At 75.6% G+C, this 19,233-nt stretch carries 8 protein-coding genes, 1 tRNA gene and 1 other RNA gene; 7 read left to right on the forward strand and 3 right to left on the reverse strand.

The features are described from left to right. Nucleotides 1-154: 154 nt before the first annotated feature. Entirely contained in the window at nucleotides 155-526 is a 372-nt protein-coding gene (locus tag IFT72_RS01695) for an RNA-binding S4 domain-containing protein (RefSeq protein WP_167258540.1), read from the reverse strand. A 102-nt stretch (nucleotides 527-628) separates the two neighbouring features. Between IFT72_RS01695 and IFT72_RS01700 the strand changes: the two genes are divergently transcribed. Further along, nucleotides 629-713: transfer RNA gene (locus IFT72_RS01700), tRNA-Ser, on the forward strand. Between the two features lie 146 nt (nucleotides 714-859). Here the strand turns inward: IFT72_RS01700 and IFT72_RS01705 are convergent. Further along, on the reverse strand, nucleotides 860-1,375 hold the full coding sequence (locus IFT72_RS01705) for a GNAT family N-acetyltransferase (protein ID WP_056053116.1): 516 nt from the start codon (nucleotides 1,373-1,375) through the stop codon (nucleotides 860-862). Between the two features lie 64 nt (nucleotides 1,376-1,439). Between IFT72_RS01705 and IFT72_RS01710 the strand changes: the two genes are divergently transcribed. From IFT72_RS01710 to IFT72_RS01725, 4 genes are all read left to right on the forward strand, one after another. Then, nucleotides 1,440-1,658 (forward strand): hypothetical protein, encoded by a 219-nt coding sequence (locus tag IFT72_RS01710; protein WP_056053120.1) that lies wholly within the window; start codon nucleotides 1,440-1,442, stop codon nucleotides 1,656-1,658. 91 nt (nucleotides 1,659-1,749) lie between these two features. Beyond that, a complete protein-coding gene (locus IFT72_RS01715) occupies nucleotides 1,750-3,186 on the forward strand; it encodes an amino acid permease (RefSeq protein ID WP_192045392.1) in 1,437 nt (478 codons plus the stop codon). Between the two features lie 82 nt (nucleotides 3,187-3,268). Next, on the forward strand, nucleotides 3,269-5,473 hold the full coding sequence (pta, locus tag IFT72_RS01720; RefSeq protein WP_192045393.1) for a phosphate acetyltransferase: 2,205 nt from the start codon (nucleotides 3,269-3,271) through the stop codon (nucleotides 5,471-5,473). Beyond that, nucleotides 5,470-6,663 (forward strand): acetate kinase, encoded by a 1,194-nt coding sequence (locus IFT72_RS01725; protein WP_167258546.1) that lies wholly within the window; start codon nucleotides 5,470-5,472, stop codon nucleotides 6,661-6,663. Before pta ends, IFT72_RS01725 begins: the two co-directional genes overlap by 4 nt. Before the next feature lie 105 nt (nucleotides 6,664-6,768). Here the strand turns inward: IFT72_RS01725 and IFT72_RS01730 are convergent, their stop codons facing one another. Then, nucleotides 6,769-7,449, reverse strand: a complete 681-nt coding sequence (locus IFT72_RS01730) for an SDR family oxidoreductase (protein WP_192045394.1) — start codon at nucleotides 7,447-7,449, stop codon at nucleotides 6,769-6,771. Nucleotides 7,450-7,503: 54 nt separating this feature from the next. Between IFT72_RS01730 and ffs the strand changes: the two genes are divergently transcribed. Together ffs and IFT72_RS01740 are read left to right on the forward strand one after the other, a co-directional pair. Continuing rightward, an RNA gene (gene ffs, locus IFT72_RS01735) (signal recognition particle sRNA small type) lies at nucleotides 7,504-7,600 on the forward strand. A gap of 601 nt (nucleotides 7,601-8,201) precedes the next feature. Next, on the forward strand, nucleotides 8,202-19,223 hold the full coding sequence (locus IFT72_RS01740; RefSeq protein ID WP_192045395.1) for a hypothetical protein: 11,022 nt from the start codon (nucleotides 8,202-8,204) through the stop codon (nucleotides 19,221-19,223). The last annotated feature ends 10 nt before the right edge of the window (nucleotides 19,224-19,233 follow it).

Below are 19,233 nucleotides of genomic sequence, written 5' to 3' on the forward strand. Positions count from 1 at the left end.
CACCCCTGACAGTCCTTCGTGCAGCTCCGAGCCTACGGGATCGGCCCCCTCTCGACCGCACCGGGCGGTGCGGTCACGGCACCCCAGACCGGGCAGCCCGCGAACGGGGGGAGTCGCGGGTCGAGCCCCCACAGCACCCGCCCCGGGCCCCGGCTCAGCGGTCGCGGAGGCGCTCCAGCTCGCGCCGCTCGCGCTTCGTCGGCCGCCCCGCCCCGCGCTCGCGCACCGGCACCGCGGCGACCTCCTCGCGCGGCGGGGGAGGCGGCGTGAGGTCGGTGACGGCCAGGGCCGCGACCGGTGCGCCGACCCGCTTCACGAGGCACTGGCGGACGACGAGGACCCGCTCGAGCCCCGCGAGGCGCACCCGCACCTCGTCGCCCGGCCGGACGGCCTGCGCGGCCTTGACGCGCTCGCCGTTGACCCGCACGTGCCCCGCCCGGCACGCGGTCGTCGCGGCCGACCGGGTCTTGACCACGCGCACTGCCCACAGCCAGGCGTCGACGCGGCAGGAGGCGGGGGAGTCCATCCGACGATGCTACGCGCGGACGGCGCCGAGGTCGTCCGCAGCACCCCTCCGCGTCCGCTACCATTGACGAGGTCGTGCGCCGGTCTCACCGTGCTCACCTCAGGAGGATTCGCCTAGTGGCCTATGGCGCACGCTTGGAAAGCGTGTTGGGTGCAAGCCCTCAGGGGTTCGAATCCCCTATCCTCCGCGACTGAATGGCCCTTCCCTTCGGGAGGGCCATTCGTCGCTCTGTGCTGGTCTGGCGCCTCTCGGCGCTGGTGCGGGCGGCTTCGCCGCCGCACCGGAGGGCGCTGGGCGGCTTCGCCGCCTCCGCGATCGGACGGGGATGGGCGGTCAGGGGGCGGGGTCGGCGGGGGCGTCGTCGAGGCGGAGGGTCATGTAGCGGAGGTCGAGCCAGCGGCCGAACTTCGTGCCGACCTCGCGCAGCAGGCCCGCGTCCTCGAAGCCGAGCGAGCGGTGCAGCCGCGCCGAGCCCTCGTTGCCCGCCTCGACGAGCGCGACCATCACGTGGTGGCCGGCCTCCCTCGACGACGCGATCAGCGACTCCATCAGGGCCCGCCCGGTGCCGCGACCCTGGTGGCCCTCCCGCACGTACACGCTGTTCTCCACGGTGTGGCGGTAGCCCGGCTTCGCGTGGAAGGGCCCGACGCTGCCGTAGCCGACGACGAGGTCGCCCTCGACCGCGACGATCGCGCTGCGCCCGGGCTCGCTGTGCGCCGCCAGCCAGTCGCGCCGGCCCTGCAGGTCGGGCGGCACCTCCGTGAAGATGGCGGTCGAGCGGGCCACGGCGTGGGCGTGGATCTCGAGCACGCCCGGCAGGTCGGCCTCGGTCGCGGTGCGGATCAGCATGCGACGAGCTTAGGAGGCGCGGTGCGGCCGGTCACGTCACCCGCGTCACGCGTAGGTTCGGCTCATGAGCGACGACACCTACACCGCATCCTTCATCGGCGAAGACGGCGCCGAGGTCTCCTCCGAGCAGCTCGCCTACATCGACGGCCTCCCGCAGAAGAGCGTCATGCGGCCCGGCGCCGACGACGGCGAGGACCTCAACTGGGAGCTCGACACCGACACCACCAGCGACGACGGCTTCGTCTACCGCTCGATGGGCGTCGCGCAGCACGACTACTCCTGAGCCCCCGGGCTCGGTAGGGTCGGTCGCGGGGCGGCACCCCGCTCCACAGGACCGACCGCGCACGACGGCGTGCGCGCAGGAGGAGATCGCCATGGCCCCGAAGTACGCGTCACGGTCCGTGCTCCGCAAGAAGCCCGTGCTCGAGATCGAGGACGAGACGAGCGGCACGGGCCTCTTCAAGAGCCTCGGGCTCTGGCAGCTGACCGCGATCGGCGTCGGCGGCATCATCGGGGTCGGCATCTTCTCGCTCGCCGGCCTCGTGGCCCACGGCGACGACGCGAACCCCGGCGTCGGGCCGGCCGTGTTGTTCTCGTTCCTCATCGCGGGCCTGGCCAGCGCCGCCGCCGCCCTCTCGTACGCCGAGTTCGCCGGCATGGTGCCCCGCGCCGGCTCGGCCTACACGTACGGCTACGTCGCCCTCGGCGAGATCGTCGGCTGGTTCATCGGGTGGGACCTCCTGCTCGAGTACGTCGCCATCGTCGCGGTCGTGGCGATCGGCATCTCCGGCTACTTCGACGCCTTCCTCTCCGGTCTCGGACTCGACCTCCCGGCGTCGATCGCCTCGACGCCCGACGCGGGGGAGGGCGGCGTCGTCAACCTCCCCGCCATCGTCGTCTGCCTGCTCGTCACGTTCATCCTGAGCCGGGGCTCGAAGGCCTTCGGCCGCTTCGAGATCGTCGCCGTCGGCATCAAGGTGCTGCTCGTGCTCTTCATCATCGGGCTCGGGCTCTTCCACCTGAACGCCGAGAACTTCTCCCCGTTCGTGCCCAACGGGTTCGGCCCGGTCTTCACCGGCGCCGCCACCGTGTTCTTCGCGGTCTTCGGCTACGACGCGATGAGCACCGCCGCGGAGGAGAGCGTCGACGGCAAGAAGCACATGCCGAAGGCCATCGTGCTCTCGCTGATCATCGCGATGATCCTCTACGTCGCCGCGACGCTCGTGCTCACCGGCATGCAGGACTGGCGCGAGATCGACCCCGAGGCCGGCTTCGCCTCGGCCTTCACGAGCGTCGGCCTGCCCGTGGTCGCCACGATCATCTCCGTCTTCGCCGTGATCTCGATCCTCACCGTGATGCTCACCTTCCTGCTCGGCGTGACGCGCGTCTGGTTCTCGATGAGCCGGGACGGCCTCCTGCCCGGCTGGTTCGCGCGCACCGACCGCAAGGGCGTGCCGCAGCGGGTCACCTGGATCGCCGGCGTCGCCTCCGCCCTGCTCGCCGGCGTCTTCCCGATCCGGGCCGTCGCCGACCTCACGAACATCGGCATCCTCGCGGCGTTCGTCGTCGTCTGCGTCGCCGTCATCGTCTTCCGGTACCGCAAGCCGGAGGCGCCCCGCACCTTCCGCCTCCCGCTCATGCCGTTCGTGCCCGCGTTCGGCGTGCTCGCCAGCGGCTTCCTCATCGCCCAGCTGCACTGGGAGACCTGGCTGCGCTTCGGCGTCTGGCTCGTCGTCGGCCTCGTCGTCTACTTCGGCTACGGCCGCCGTCACTCGCTGATGAACCCCGACAGCCCGCGCCTGCACCGCTGAGCGTCCCCGGTGTCCGCCTCCGCTCCGTGCCGACCCCCGCCTCACCGGCGGCTCGGAGCCGGCCGGTCGTAGGCTGAGGGCCGTGTCGACCCGCATCTACATCACGTCCGCAGAAGGCCACACCGGCAAGTCGACGATCGCGCTCGGCGTGCTCGACACGCTCGGTCACGAGGTGGGCCGGGTGGGGGTGTTCCGCCCCGTCGCGCGCTCCACCGACGAACGCGACTACGTGCTCGAGCTGCTGCTCGCCCACGACAGCGTCGACCTCGCCTACGACGAGTGCGTCGGCGTCACCTACGACGACGTGCACCGCGACCCCGACGCCGCGCTCGCGACCATCGTCAGCCGCTTCGCCGCGGTCGAGCGCCAGTGCGACGCCGTCGTCGTGATCGGCTCCGACTACACCGACGTCGGCAGCCCCACCGAGCTGTCGTTCAACGCACGGGTCGCGGCCAACCTCGGTGCCCCCGTGCTGCTCGTGCTCGGCGGCCGCACCGCCGACGGCACCGCGGCCCGCACGGGCATCGACATGCGCCAGGTCGCCGAGGTCACCACCGCCGAGCTCCGCAGCGAGCACGCCAGCCTCCTCGCCGTCGTCGCGAACCGGGTCGACCCCGAGCGGCTCGACGAGGTCGTCGGAGGCATCGGCTCGGCGCTCGAGACCGCACCCGGCGGCCGGGTGCCCGTCTGGGCGCTGCCGGAGGACCGCCTCCTCGTGGCCCCGACCGTCCGCGCCGTCCTGGCGGCCACCGGCGCGACGCTCGTCCGCGGCGACGACGCCCTGCTCGACCGCGAGGCGGTCGGCGTGGTCGTGGCCGCCATGTCGATGGAGAACGTCCTGCCGCGCCTCACCGAGGGCGCCGTCGTCGTCGTGCCGGGCGACCGGTCCGACGTGCTCGTCGCCACGGTGCTCGCCCACGCCTCCGAGACGTTCCCCTCGCTCGCCGGGATCGTGCTCAACGGCGGCTTCGACCTCGCGCCCCAGGTCGACCTGCTGCTCGAGGGCCTCGGCAGCTCGCTCCCGGTCGCCCGCAACGACCTGGGCACCTACGACACCGCGCTCGCGATCACGCAGACCCGCGGGCGCCTCGCCGCCGACTCGCCGCGCAAGTACGACCTCGCGCTCGCCCTCTTCGAGCGCCACGTCGACGCCGCCGAGCTGCTCCGCCTGCTGCAGGTGAGCCCGTCGGGCGTCGTCACGCCGCTGATGTTCGAGTACCAGCTGCTCGAGCGTGCCCGCGGCGCCGCGAAGCACATCGTGCTGCCCGAGGGCGACGACGACCGCATCCTCCGCGCCGCGTCGTCGCTGCTGCAGCGGAACGTCGCGAAGCTGACGCTGCTCGGCGACGAGACCGCCATCCGGGCCCGCGGGGCCGAGCTCGGCCTCGACCTCGCCGAGGCGCGGGTGCTCGACCCGTTCGACCCGAGCCTCCAGGTGCAGTTCGCGACGGAGTACGCGCGGCTGCGCGCCCACAAGGGCATCTCGGCCGCGATGGCGATGGACACCGTCACCGACGTCTCGTACTTCGGCACGATGATGGTCAAGCTCGGGCTCGCCGACGGCATGGTCTCCGGCGCGGCGCACACCACCGCCCACACCATCCGCCCGGCCTTCGAGGTCATCAAGACGCTGCCCGACGTCGGCGTCGTGTCGAGCGTCTTCCTCATGGCGCTCGCCGACCGGGTGCTGGTCTACGGCGACTGCGCCGTCATCCCCGACCCGACGGCCGAGCAGCTGGCCGACATCGCCATCTCGTCGGCGCAGACGGCCGAGCAGTTCGGCATCGAGCCCCGCGTGGCCATGCTCAGCTACAGCACCGGCGACAGCGGCTCGGGCGCCGACGTCGAGAAGGTCCGCGCCGCGACCGCCCTCGTGCGCGAGCGCCGCCCCGACCTCCTCGTCGAGGGCCCGATCCAGTACGACGCGGCCGCCGACCCGACGGTCGCCGCCGCGAAGATGCCCGACTCCGACGTCGCCGGCCGGGCGACGGTGTTCATCTTCCCCGACCTCAACACGGGCAACAACACCTACAAGGCCGTCCAGCGGAGCGCCGGAGCGGTCGCGATCGGCCCGATCCTCCAGGGGCTCCGCAAGCCGATCAACGACCTCTCGCGCGGCGCCCTCGTCAGCGACATCGTCAACACGGTCGCGATCACCGCCATCCAGGCCGGGACCCCCGCCGCGGAGGCGAGGGTCACCGCCGACCCCGCGGTCGCGGCCCTGCCCGCCCCCGTCACCACCGCCTCCACCCCCGCCCCCGCCCCCGCAGAAGGGAACACCCCGTGAGCGCAGTCCTCGTCGTCAACTCCGGATCGTCGTCGTTCAAGTACCAGCTGATCGAGCTCGACGGCGAGGCCACCCTCGCGAGCGGCCTGGTCGAGCGCATCGGCGAGGCCACCGGATCGACGAAGCACCGCAACCACCTGACGGGGGAGGAGACCAGCAGCGACTCCGCCCCCGTCGCCGACCACGCCGCCGGCTTCGCCGCGATGCTCGACGCCTTCCGCGACCACGGCCCGTCGTTCGACGAGCACCCGCCCGTGGCGGTCGGCCACCGCGTCGTGCACGGCGGCGAGGAGTTCGACCGGGCCACCGTCGTCACCGACGAGGTCGAGGCCGCGATCGACCGGCTCTCCGCGCTCGCGCCCCTCCACAACCCCGCGAACCTGCAGGGCATCCGCGCCGCGAAGGAGGCCTTCGCCGACGTGCCGCACGTCGCCGTCTTCGACACCGCCTTCCACCAGACCCTCGCGCCCGCCGCGTACACCTACGCGATCGACGCCGAGCTGGCGTCGAAGCACCACGTGCGCCGCTACGGCTTCCACGGCACGTCGCACAAGTACGTCTCCGAGGCCACGGCGGCGTTCCTCGGGCGGCCGCTCGCCGAGCTCAAGATCATCGTGCTGCACCTCGGCAACGGGGCGTCGGTCGCAGCGATCGACGGGGGCCGCTCGGTCGAGACGAGCATGGGCATGACCCCGCTGGAGGGCCTCGTGATGGGCACCCGCTCGGGCGACATCGACCCGGCCGCGGTCTTCCACCTGCACCGCGAGGCCGGACTCGGCTTCGACGAGCTCGAGACCCTGCTCAACAAGCAGAGCGGCCTGCTGGGCCTGACCGGCAGCGGCGACATGCGCGACGTGCAGGACAGCGCGTCGCGCGGAGACGCCGTCTCTGAGGCGGCACTCGCCGTCTACCGACACCGGATCCGGCACTACGTCGGCGCCTACGTCGCCCAGCTGGGCGGGCTCGACGCCGTCGTGTTCACCGCCGGCGTGGGCGAGAACAACGCCCTGCTGCGACGACGCACGCTGGCCGGCCTCGACTTCTTCGGCATCCGCGTCGACGACGACCGCAACGAGCTGTCCTCCCGCGAGGCGCGGCTCATCTCGCCCGAGGGCGCCGCCGTCTCGGTGCTCGTCGTGCCGACGAACGAGGAGCTCGAGATCGCACGTCAGGCCGCGGCGCTCAGCTGACCGACCCGACGACGAGAGGGACCAGGGAGGCGCGGGTCGCGCCTCCCTGGTCCCTCTCGTCGTGCAGGGGGCCGGCCTCCCGTCGGGGGGGAGGCGTGGGCCGGGTCAGTACTTGATCGTGGCGAGCGCGTCGGAGACGGGCGTCTCGCCGGAGACGAGCTCGAACTGCGTCTTCACGGCCGTGCCCTCGAGGATCGCCGTGGCGATGACCTCGGCCACGTCGGCCCGGGGCACGGTGCCGCGCTCGACCGTCGTACCGACCGCGACCTGGCCGGTGCCGGCGTCGTCGGTGAGGCCGCCGGGGCGCACGATGGTCCAGTCGAGGCCGTCACGGGCGCGGAGGTCGGCGTCGGCCTCGCTCTTCGCGCGCATGTACACCTGGTACACGGCGTCGTCGTCCTCGGCGGGCAGCTGGGCCTTCCCCGGGTCGAAGTCGTCGGTGCCGATGGCCGAGACCATCACGTAGCGCGGGACGCCCGCGGCCTCGGCGGCGTCGGCCAGCAGGACGGCCCCGTCACGGTCGATGGTGAGCTTGCGCTCGGCCCCGCTTCCGCCTCCGCCACCCGCGGCGAACACGACGGCGTCGGCCCCGTCGAGGTGACCGGCGAGGGTCTGCACGTCGGTCTGCTCGAGGTCGAGCACGAGGGCACGGGCCCCCGCCGCCTCGAGGTCGGCCGTGTGGTCGGGGTTGCGGACGATGCCGACGGGGTCGTGCCCGGCGTCGGCGAGGCGGCGTTCGAGGAGCTGGGCGATCTTGCCGTGCCCTCCGGCGATGACGATTCTCATGCCCCCATCGAACGCCCCGTGTCGCCGGAGCCGCTCAGGAGCCGCTAAACTTCTCGAGGCTCCCCACGTGGCGTCATCCAGGCCAACTCCCCCAGGGCGGAAACGCAGCAAGGGCAACCTGGCTCTGGCGGGTGCGTGGGGAGTCCTTGCTTTTTCTCGCGCCGCCGCCCCTGCGGCGCGACGTGCGCGGTGCGGGGGCGCGACGGGATCGGCGGGTCGCGATCCCGAGGGGGGCGCCGCCGCCCCTGCGGCGCGACGGGTGCGGTGCGGGGGACATCGTCGGGCCCGGAGCGAACGGGACGGCCGACGAGCGCAGGGCAGACCGCTCGGTCGGGGGACACGTGCCCCCCGGGATGGGGGCAGCGGAGGGATGTTCAGCTTCGTGCCGTCTGCATAGGATGACGTCACGACGAGACCCACCACCTCGTCGGCACGGCTCACCACCGTGCCGGTCCGCCCCTCACCAGGGCGGTCCGCCGACCGTGCGGCACCGCAGCCGCCCGACCGTCAGGATCAGGACGATGAGCCCCTCACCACGGCACGTCAGCAGCACCCGCAGGCGAACGACCCCGCGCACCCCGCGCTAGGCCGCTCGCCTCTTCGTCGTGCCCGCAGGGGCTCATCGGCGACGGCCCGGACACCCGGACACCCGAACACCCGAACCACAACTGAAGACACGCACCGCCTCCCGTCTCACCAGCGGGAGGTCCGGATCAGGCGGCGGGTCAGTCCCGCCAGGAAGAGGCACGCACATGCGACGTCATGTGGCGGAGCGCAGCACCCGCGAGCGCACCCTCAGCAAGGCCCTCGGGCTCAGGATCGCGGCGACCGCGGCCATCGCGGCCGTCGTCGGCGCCCTCACGGTCGTCCCGGCGCAGGCCGCGACGACCGACGTCAGCGAGGCCGAGGCCTCGCTGCTGAGCGGCTCGGGCATCATCGGCCTCGACAGCATCGTGCAGCTCCAGGGCGCCTACTCCGCCACCGGTGCGGCCGGCTCCGGCGGGGTGGTGAACAGGGGCCTCTCGGTCGAGGCGCTCAACGCCCTCCAGGTGGGCCTCGGCCCGGTCGACCTCCTCGGCCCCAACGGCATCCTCAAGCTCGGCGTCGCCGGGCAGTACGCGAGCACGACGCCGACCGGCGCCTACGCGAGCGCCGGGGCCGTCGGCGCGAACGGGGCCATCGCCGTCGGCAGCGGCGCTCCCGGCACCGGGGCGTCGCTGAACCTCACGCCCCTGCTCGGTCGCGTGCCGGCCGCGAGCGGCGTCGTCAGCGACGTCACCCTCGGCCTCGGCGCGCTCTCCTCGTCGATCACCGAGACGCGCACCGCCGCTGGCTCCGACGTCAGCACCGCCTACCAGGTCGCGGGCGCCCGCTACATGATGACGAGCCCCGCGGTCTCCGCGCTCACCGGGCAGCTGCAGGCCAGCCTCCGCGGCGTCAGCACGGGCATCAACGGAGCCACGAGCGGCACCGGGCTGGCCGGTGCGACCACCGGGGTGGTGGCCCCGTTGACCTCGGCCCTCAGCACCCTCGGGCTCGGGGGAGCTGTCAGCCTCGACGGCACGGCCGTGACCGCCACCGCGACCGTCGACCTCGACTCCACCGTCGCCGCCGAGCTCGCGAAGCCGCTGACCTCCGGCCCCGTGACGATCACCCCGAGCACCGGCCAGGTGGTCATCGACGTGGGTGCGCTGAACAACCTCGGTCCGAACAGCGAGCTGCTGACGACCCAGCGGGTCACGGCCATCACGAACGGCATCGCCGACATCCTGGACGTCCAGCTGCCGACCAACCTCACGTCGGCCGTCGACCGGGCCGTCAAGGCCACCGCCGTCCGCGTCGGCCTGACTACCGACGTCCTGCTGAAGACCGGGATCCTGCCCCCCGTGCGCGTCGCGGGCCTGACCGCGACCGTCGACACGACCATCGGCCAGCTCCTCGCCGGCACGACCCCCGCCTCCGCGGTCTCGGTCACGGGCACCGGCGCCCTCGACACCGTCCTCGTCCGGCCCCTCCTCCGTGGGGTGGTCGTGCCCGTCGTGACCGGCACGCTGCTGCCCGCCGTCGGCGCGGTCTACTCGCCCCTCGTCACCGGCGCGGGGCTCACGGCCACGACCTCGGCGATCACCACGGTGACCAGCGCGACGCTGCTCGCCCTGTCGCCCCTGACGGCCGTGCTCGGCCAGCTCGCCGGCGTCACGATCAACGCGCAGGACGCCCCCGGCTTCCGCGACCCCCGCGGCACCGACGCCGGCTCGCGCAGCGTCCACGCCGTCCGCCTCACCGTCCTGCCCGCGCTCGCGGGCGGGCTCCGCGTCGACCTGGCGACATCGACGGCCCGTGCCGCCGCGTTCGTCGGCCTCACCGTGCAGACCCCCGCCCCCGGCCAGCAGTTCGTCGTCGCCGCGACGCCCGGCGCCACCCGCACGGTGACGCTCACCGGCACCGGCGAGCCCGGCGCGACCGTGCGGGTCAGCGTGCCCGCCTCCGCGGCGGGCGCCCCGGCCCTCACCGGCACCGCGACCGTGGCGGGCGACGGCACCTGGAGCGTGCCCGTGGCCGCCGTGCCCGCCGGTCAGTACCAGGCGACCGTGACGCAGACCGTCGGCGGCACCGTGACCGGTACGCAGACGCGCGCCTTCGTGGTCGTCGCGCAGCAGCCCCTCGTCGTCACCAGCCCGACGGCGGGCCGTGTCTACACGGTGCTCGACGGCGCGTCGACGACCCCCGTCGTCGTGGCGGGCACCGGCACCCCCGGCGCCGCGGTCGCGATCGACCTCGGCGGCGGGCGCACCGCGACCGCCACCGTCGGCCCCGACGGCAGCTGGACGACCACGGTCGACGGCGTCCCCGTCGGCTCGTACACCGCCTCCGTCACGCAGTCGCTCGGCGGCGACACCTCCGCCGTCGTCACCCGTGCGTTCAGCGTGCAGGCGGGCACCGCGCTCGCCCTGACCGCCCCGACGCCCGGCACCGTCCTGCGCGTGCCGGGTGCCGACTCCACCCGTGACGTCACCGTGAGCGGCACGGGCCAGCCCGGCGCGACCGTGACGGTCACCCTGCCCGGCGACCGGACGCAGACCGCGACCGTCGCGGCCGGCGGCACCTGGTCGACGGTCTTCACCGCCCTGCCCGTCGGGGCCTACCCGGTCTCCGCCACGCAGACGGTGGGAGGCGCCACCAGCGCCCCGCTGACCACGGACGTCACGATCGAGGCCGCCGAGGGCGTCGCGATCACCTCGCCCGACGACGGCGCCGTGATCACCCTCGCCGACGCCGGCTCCGTCACCCCGCTGACCGTGACCGGCACCGCCGAGCCCGGCGCCCCCGTCCGCGTCGACCTCGGCGACGGACACCTCGCGACCACGACGGCGGACGCCGACGGCGACTGGACCGTGACGATCCAGAGCGTGCCCGTCGGGCCGCAGCGCACCGTCAGCGTGACGCAGACCGTCGCGGGCGTCGTCTCGAGCCCCGTCACCCGGGCGCTCACCGTCACGGCGGGCGCGCCCCTCGTGGTCGACGCCCCCACGCCCGGCCAGGCGTACCGGGTGCCCGCCGCGGGCTCGGTCACCACCGTGCCCGTCTCCGGCACCGCCGCGGTCGGCGCCACCGTCTCGCTGTCGCTCGGCACCGGACTGCCGACGCAGACCGTCGTCGCCGTCGACGGCACCTGGGCGACCACCTTCGAGGCCGTCCCCGTCGGCGGCCGCACCCTGACGGCGACCCAGTCGATCGGCGGCACGACGTCGCCGGCGCAGACGCGGCCGATCTCCGTGGTCGCGGGCGCCCCGCTCCTGATCGACTCGCCGACCCCCGGCACGGTCGTCGCCGTGGCCGAGGCGGGCGACGTCGCGGACGTCGTCGTCGCCGGCCGCGCCGACCCCGGCGCCGCGGTGCAGGTCGGCCTCGGCGCCCTCCTCGCCTCCACCGTCGCCGACCCGACGACGGGAGCGTGGACGGCGACGATCACCGGCGTGCCGGAGGGCACGTACACGCTCGGCGCGACGCAGGTCGTGGGCGGCGTGACGTCGCCCCGCGTGACCCAGCCGCTCACCGTCGAGGTCGGCGAGCCGATCGAGATCACCGGCCCCGCCGACCAGACCGTCTACTACGTTCCGGGCGCCACCGGCACGGCGACCGTCCCGGTGACCGGCACGGCCGAGCCCGGGGCCGCCGTGCTCGTCGACCTCGGCGGCGGACGCACCGCGCCGGTCACCGCCACCGCGGTCGGCACCTGGAGCGTCGACGTGGCCGGCGTGCCGATCGGCAGCTACGAGGTCGCGGCCACGCAGACGGTGAACGGCGGCACGTCGTCGGCGACGACGCGAGTGATCGTGGTGGAGCAGGGCGGCTTCGTCGTCATCACCGCCCCCGCGACCGGCAGCCGCCTCACCGTGGCCGACGCGGCCGGCAGCACCTCGGTCGTCGTCCGCGGCACCGGCGTCGCCGGCGTCCCCGTCACCGTCACGGTGTCGGGCGGGGTCGTCGGGCCCGTCACCCGGGACGGCGCGCTGTGGGAGGCGACCGTCACGGGCCTGGCCGTCGGCACGCACACGGTCGAGGCCCGGCAGGTGCAGGGCGGTCAGACGCTCTCGGCGGCCCCCACCACGTTCCAGGTGGTCGCGGCCGAGCCCCTCGTCGTCGTCTCGCCCGCCGACGGCGACGACCCCGTGCGGATCGTCGGCGCGGGCACCGCGTCGGTGCCCGTCACGGGCACGGCGGCGCCCGGCGCTGTCGTCGCCCTCACCGTCGCCGACGCCGACGGCGCCCCCGTCGGCGACGCGCCCGCCCCGGTCACCGCCGACGGCGCCGGCGCGTGGAGCGCCGTGCTCACCGGGCTGCCGGTCGGGCCGCTCACCGTCAGCGCGACCCAGACCGTCGGCGGCTCGACGTCGACCACCCCGGAGACCGTCGTCGTGCGCATCGAGCGCGCGGACGACCTCGTGATCGACACGCCCCTCGGCGACCCCGACTACGTCGTGCTCGACGCCGCGGGGGTGTCCGACGTCCTCGTGCAGGGCCGTGCGGCCGCCGGGGCGACGGTCGAGGTCAGCCTCGACGGCGCCCTCGTGGGTCGGACCGTCGCGGACGGCGCCGGCGCGTGGAGCCAGCTCCTGCAGGCCGTGCCGGTCGGCGACCACGAGGTCACCGCCACCCAGCTGCTCGGCGGCACGAGCCAGGGCGCCGGCCCGGCGACCTTCTCGGTCACAGCGTCGCCCCTCGCCGTGACGACGCCCGACGTCGTGACCCTGGCCGACGAGCTCGCCACGACCGCCGTCACCGTCCGCGGCGCCGCCGCCGCCGGGGCCTCGGTGGCGGTCACGCTCGACGGCGTCACCGTGACGGTGACCGCCGCCGGGGGAGCCTGGTCGGCCGACTTCGACGACGTGCCCGTGGGCACGCGCCAGATCACGGCCGTCCAGTCCCTCGGCGGCCGCACCTCCCTGCCGCAGACGGCGCAGCTGACCGTGCAGGCCGGCGCGCCCGTCACCGTCGACGCGCCCGTCGCCGGCTCCGTGGTCGAGGCGTTCGGCTCGCAGCTGCCGGCCACCGTCACGGTCACCGGCCGGGCCGAGCCCGGCGCGACGGTCGACGTCGCCCTCGGCGGCGTCGTCCGCCAGGTGGTCGCCGACGACGGCACCTGGTCGACGACCTTCCCCGTCGGGGCGGGCAGCGCCACCGTCACCGCCGTGCAGACGGTCGGCGGCACCACGTCGACCGTCCCCGCGACGACGACGTTCCAGGTCGTGGCCCTGGCCGACCTCGACGTCGTCGAGCCCGGCGGCGACCCGATCGTGGTCGTCGACGACGAGGCGACGGTGAGCGTGCCCGTCTCGGGCGCCGCGGCGCCCGGCGCGACCGTCACCGTCGTGCTCGACGGGACGGCCACCGCGACCGTCCAGGCCGACCCCGCGTCGGGCGACTGGTCGACCGTGCTCGAGGGCGTCCGCACCGGAGTCCACGAGGTCGTCGTGACCCAGTCCCTCCGCGACCTGGTCTCGGCCCCCGAGACCGTCGCGTTCACCGTCGAGGCGGGAGCTCCGCTCGTCGTCGTCGACCCGCAGCGCGACGCGACGGTCACCGTCCCCGACGCCGCCGCCCGCGCGACCGTCACCGTGACCGGCACCGCCCAGCCCGGAGCCCGCGTCCGGGTCGACCTCGGCGACGACCGGGTCGTCTCGACCGACGCCGACGACGCGACCGGCGCCTGGTCGGTCGACGTGGCCGGCGTCCCGGTCGGGGTGCACGTGGTCAGCGTCACCCAGACGGTCGGCGGCACGACCTCCGCCGCCGACGAGCGCACCCTCACGGTCGCGGCCGCCCCGCCCGTCACCATCGCCACCCCGCAGGCCGGCGTCCCCGTCGTCCTGGCCGAGGCCGGCTCGGTGACCGACGTCACCCTCAGCGGCACCTCGGCGCCGGGCGTCGACGTGGTCGTGCAGCTGGGCGACCTGCCCGCCCGCACGGTCACCGCCACCGGCACCGAGGGCGGCCCCGGCACCGGCACCTGGACGCTCCTCGTCGAGGACGTCACCGTGGGCGACCGCGAGATCAGCGTCGTCCAGGTCGTCGGCGGAGCCACGTCGACCCCGGTCACGCAGCTGCTGCAGATCGTGGCCGGGGCCCCCGTCGTCGTCGCCGAGCCCACGGGCGCGGACGACGTCGTCGTGATCGACGCCGACGCCACCGCCTCGGTGGTCGTCTCGGGCACGGCCCAGCCGCAGGCCGTGGTCACGGTGACCCTGGCCGGCACCACGGTGCCGACCCGGGCCGACGGCGAGGGCCGTTGGTCGGTCACCGTGCCGGGCGTGCCCGTCGGCGACCAGGTCGTCAGCGTCGTCCAGACGGTCGGCGGCACGACCTCGACGCCCGTGACCGTCGACCTCACCGTCCGCGCCGCGGGCGACCTGGTCGTCGAGCGGCCGGCCGACGAGCTCGTCGCCACCCTCGTCGACCCCGCCGGCGTCGTCGACGTGCCCGTCTCGGGCACGGCCGAGCGCCTCGCCACGGTGCGGGTCAGCCTCGGCGGCGACCGCGTCGCCGAGGTGCAGGCCGACGGCCAGGGCGCGTGGAGCACGGTCGTGCCCGGCGTCCCCGCCGGCCGCTACGAGCTCGTCGTCACGCAGACGGTGGGAGGCGCGACCTCGGCCCCCGAGACCCGCCCCGTCCTCGTCGCGGTCGCCGACGCCCTCGTCCTCGACGAGCCGGTCGACGGCACCGTCGTGCCGCTGATCGCGGCCGGCGACACCACCGACGTCACCGTCTCGGGCTCCGCGGACCCGGGGGCGACGGTCACCGTCGACCTCGGCGCGGCGGGCACCCGGACGGTCGTCGCCGACGACGTCGACGGCTCCTGGTCGACGACCTTCCCGGGCGTCGGCGTCGGCGAGTACGCCGCCACCGTCACCCAGACGGTCGACGGCCGCGTCTCCGCCGCCCTCACCGCCGACGTCTCCGTCGTCGTGGCCGCCCCCGTGGTGGTCACGGTGCCCGACGTCGACGCCTCGTACACCGTCCCGACGGCCGGCGGCACCGCCGACGTCGTCGTGGTCGGCACCGCCCAGCCCGGCGCCTCGGTCGAGGTCGTCGTGGTCGACGACGACGGCACGAGCCACACCGGCACCGGCACGGTCGGCGTCGACGGCGGCTTCACCGTCACCGTCCCCGGCGTCCCCGTCGGGGAGCACACCGCGAGCGTCGTCCAGACGGTGCCCGCGGGCAGCTCCGACCCCGTGACCCGCGACTTCTCCGTCGTCGTCGCCGACGGCGTCGTCCTGACCGCGCCCGAGGCCGGCACGCCGTTCGTCGTCATCGACGCCGCGGCCACGACCGACGTCGTCGTCACCGGCACCGCCGAGGGCGACGCCGAGGTCACGGTGACCGTCGGCGGCCTCCCGCCGGTCGTCGTCACCGCCGACGCCGAGGGGGCGTGGACGGCCACCGTGCCCGACGTGCCCGTCGGCACGACCACCATCTCGGTCGTGCAGCGGTTCGGCGGGGTCGTCACGACGCCCGTCACCCAGCCGCTCGTCGTCGCCGCGGCCGCCCCGGTCGTCGTGGCCGCGCCGGCCCCCGCCGAGCAGGTGGCGGTCCTGACCGCCGCCGACCTGGCCGACGTGACGGTGAGCGGCACCGCTCAGCCGGGCACCGTCGTCCGGGTCGACCTCGGGGGCGGCCGCGTGCTGACCGCCGACCTCGGCCAGTCGACCACCTGGTCGGTCCGGTTCGCGGACCTGCCGGTGGGCGCCTACCGGGCCTCGGTCACGCAGTCGCTCGACGGGGCCGTCTCGGCGCCCGTCACCCGCGACTTCTCCGTGGTGCCCGCAGCGGCCCTCCTGGTCGAGTCGCCGGCCGACGGGGAGGTCGTCACCGTGCCCACGGTCGACGGCACCGCCGACGTGACCGTCTCGGGCCGTGCGCAGGCCGGGGCGACCGTCCGCGTCGACCTCGGCGACGGGCTCGTCCGCACCGTGCGGGCGTCCGGCGACGGCACCTGGTCGGCGATCGTGGCCGGCGTCCCCGCCGGCGACCGCACCGTCTCGGTGACCCAGACGGTCGGCGACCGGACCTCGGCGCCCGACCGGCGACTCCTCAGGGTCGTCGCCCTCGCCCCGGTCGTGGTCTCGGCCCCGGCGGCGGGCGCGGTCGTCACCACCGCCGACCCGTCGGGCACCGCCGACGTCGTCGTGAGCGGGACGGCGGCGCCCGGCGCGACCGTCACCGTCGACCTCGGCGACGGCCTGGTCGAGGTCGTCACGGCCGACCCGACGACGGGCGCGTGGAGCGTCACCGTCGCCGACGTCCCGGCCGGCGACCGCACCGTGACCGTCAGCCAGGTCCGTGACGGGGTCACGAACGCCCCCGTCGCGCAGGCCCTCACCGTGGCGCTCGCCGAGCCCGTCTCGGTCGACCAGCCCGTCGACGGCGACACCGTCGTCGTGCTCGCCCCCGGCGACACGGCACCGGTGACCGTCCGCGGCGACGCCCAGCCCGGGGCGACGGTCACCGTCGACCTCGGCGACGGCCGCACGGTCGACCTCCCGGTCGGCGCCGACGGCAGCTGGACCACCGGGCCCGTCGACCTCCCCGTCGGCGGCGCGACGGTCACGGTCACGCAGACGATCGACGGCTCGACCTCCGCTCCCGTGGTGGTCGACCTGACGGTCGCCGTCGCGGCGCCGGTCGTCATCGCGACGCCGCCCGCGGGCACGGTCGTGACGGTGCCCACCGCGGGCGCGACCACCACGGTCGTCGTCGCCGGCTCCGCCCAGCCGGGCGCGTCGGTCACGGTCGACCTCGGCGACGGCCTCGTCGGCACGGGGACGGTCGGCGTCGACGGCTCGTTCTCGGTGCCCGTGGCCGGCGTGCCCGTCGGCGACCGCGTGGTCAGCGTCACGCAGACCGTGCCGGCCGGCACGACGCCGCCCGTCGAGCAGCCGCTCACGGTCGTCGTCGCCGCCGCCGTCGTGGTCGAGACGCCGCGGGCCGACCGGCCCGTCGTGGTCGTCGACGACGCCGCGACCACCGACGTGCTGGTCTCCGGCACCGCCGAGCCGGGCGCGAGCGTCGTGGTCGGTCTCGACGGCGACCGGAGCCAGACGGTCTCGGCCGACTCGACGACCGGTCGGTGGGCGACCACCTTCCTCGCGGTCGGCGTCGGCACGCACGTCTTCTCGGTCTCCGAGCGGCTCGACGGGGTGCTCACCGCACCCGTGACCCGCACGCTGGTCGTGAAGGCCGCGACGCCCGTGACGGTGACGGCCCCCCTCGACGGCAGCAGCACCACCGTCGCGACGGCCGACTCCACCGCCGACCTGACCGCCGGAGGCGCGGCGCAGCCGGGTGCACCGGTGCGCGTCTCGCTCGACGGCGGCGACCCCGTCACCGTGACGGCCGGGGCGGACGGCCGGTGGGCCCTCGCCCTCCCGGGCCTCGCGGTCGGGCCCCACGAGCTGACGGTCGTCCAGACCGTCGGCGGGGTCGACTCGCAGCCGGCGACCTCGCAGTTCGAGGTCGTGGTCGCGGCGGCCGTGGTCGTCACGTCGCCGACCACCGACGAGCGCTTCGTCGTCGACGGGGCCGGCACGGCGGCCGTGGTCGTGCGCGGCCAGGCCGAGCCGGGCGCGCCCGTGTCGGTCTCGCTCGACGGCGACGACCCGGTGACGGTCACCGCCGACGCGCGCGGCGCCTGGCAGGTGAGCGTCGAGGTCCGCCCCGGCGTGCACGTCGCCTCGGCCAGCCAGGTCGTCGCGGGCGGGGCCACGGCCCCGGTCGAGGTCCGCTTCGTGGTCGACCCGGCGCCCACCGTGCCGGTCGCGCCCCTGGTCGTCACCTCGCCGGCCGCCGGCCAGCTCGTGGTCGACGCCGACGGCGACGGCACCGTCGACCTCGCGGTCACGGGCACCGGCCAGCCGGGCGCGGTCGTGACCGTCGACCTCGGCGCCGGCGTCGGGGCGACCGGCCAGGTGGGCCCGGAGGGCGACTTCGCCGTCGTCGTCCCGGGCGTCCCGGTCGGGTCGCAGGTGATCACGGTCGAGCAGTCCGAGGGCGGCGTCGTCGTCGGCAGCGTCACCGTGCCCGTCACGGTGGCCCCGGCCGCCACGGTCGCGCCGCTGCGGATCGGCTCGCCCGCCCAGGGCGACGTCGTGCCGGGAGGCACCGACGGCGTCGCGGACGTGCTCGTCCGGGGCACCGGGCAGCCCGGCGCGGCCCTCTCGCTGGTGCTCGACGGCGGCGACCCCGTCGCCCTCGAGGTCACGGCGGGCGGCACGTGGGAGCTGCCCCTCGCCGCGCTGGCCTCCGGCCAGCACGCCGTCGCGGTGACCCAGACCGTGGGAGGCGCGACCTCCGCCCCCGAGACCGTCTCGTTCTCGGTGGCCCCGGCCGCCGCGGTCGGCACCCTGACCATCACGGCCCCGGCCCCCGACGAGCTGATCCGCGACGCGGACGGCGACGGGCTCGAGGACGTCGTGGTCTCGGGCACGGGCCAGCCGGGCGCCGTGGTCGTCGTCGAGGTCGCCGGCCGCGACCAGAGCGTCGTGGTCGACGAGGCCGGCCGGTGGACGCTGCCCTTCCGGGCGGTGCCCGTCGGGGCGACCCAGGTGATCGCCACCCAGGTGGTCGACGGGGTCACGAGCGTCGTCTCGCAGGGCCTCGTGATCGCCGCGGTCGCGCCGGTCGTCATCGACGACCCGGCGGCGGGGGCGCAGCTCCCGGCCGGTGCCGCGGGCACGGCCCCGGTCACGGTGTCGGGCTCGGCCGAGCCGGGCGCGCTCGTCACGGTCGTCCTGGACGACGACCGGACGGCGACCGTGACGGCCGACCCGGCCACCGGCGCCTGGAGCGTCGCGTTCGCGGACGTGCCGGTCGGCGACCACGTGGTCGCGGCGGCGCAGACCGTCGACGGCGCCACGGGCGACCCCGTGACGACCGGCTTCAGCGTCGTCGCGGCGGACGAGCCGGCACAGCCGGGCACGCCGGGCACGCCGGGCCAGCCCGGCACGCCGGGTCAGCCCGGGTTCCCGGGCCTGCCCGGGCAGCCGGGCACGCCGGGCACGCCGGGTCAGCCCGGGGCCCCGGGGCAGCCGGGCACGCCCGGCCAGCCCGGCGGCGCCTCGCCCGCGCCGACCGTGGCGGGGTCGTCCGGCCTCGCCTTCACCGGACAGGACGCCCTCGGGTGGGCGTCCGCGGGTGCCGGCCTCCTCCTGCTCGGCCTGGGGCTGCTCACCGCAGCCCGGGTGCGCCGGGCCGTCCGGTCGAGGAGGGCGTAGCACCCCGCGT

Source organism: Frigoribacterium sp. CFBP 8754, from assembly GCF_014841815.1.
GTDB lineage: Bacteria > Actinomycetota > Actinomycetes > Actinomycetales > Microbacteriaceae > Frigoribacterium > Frigoribacterium endophyticum.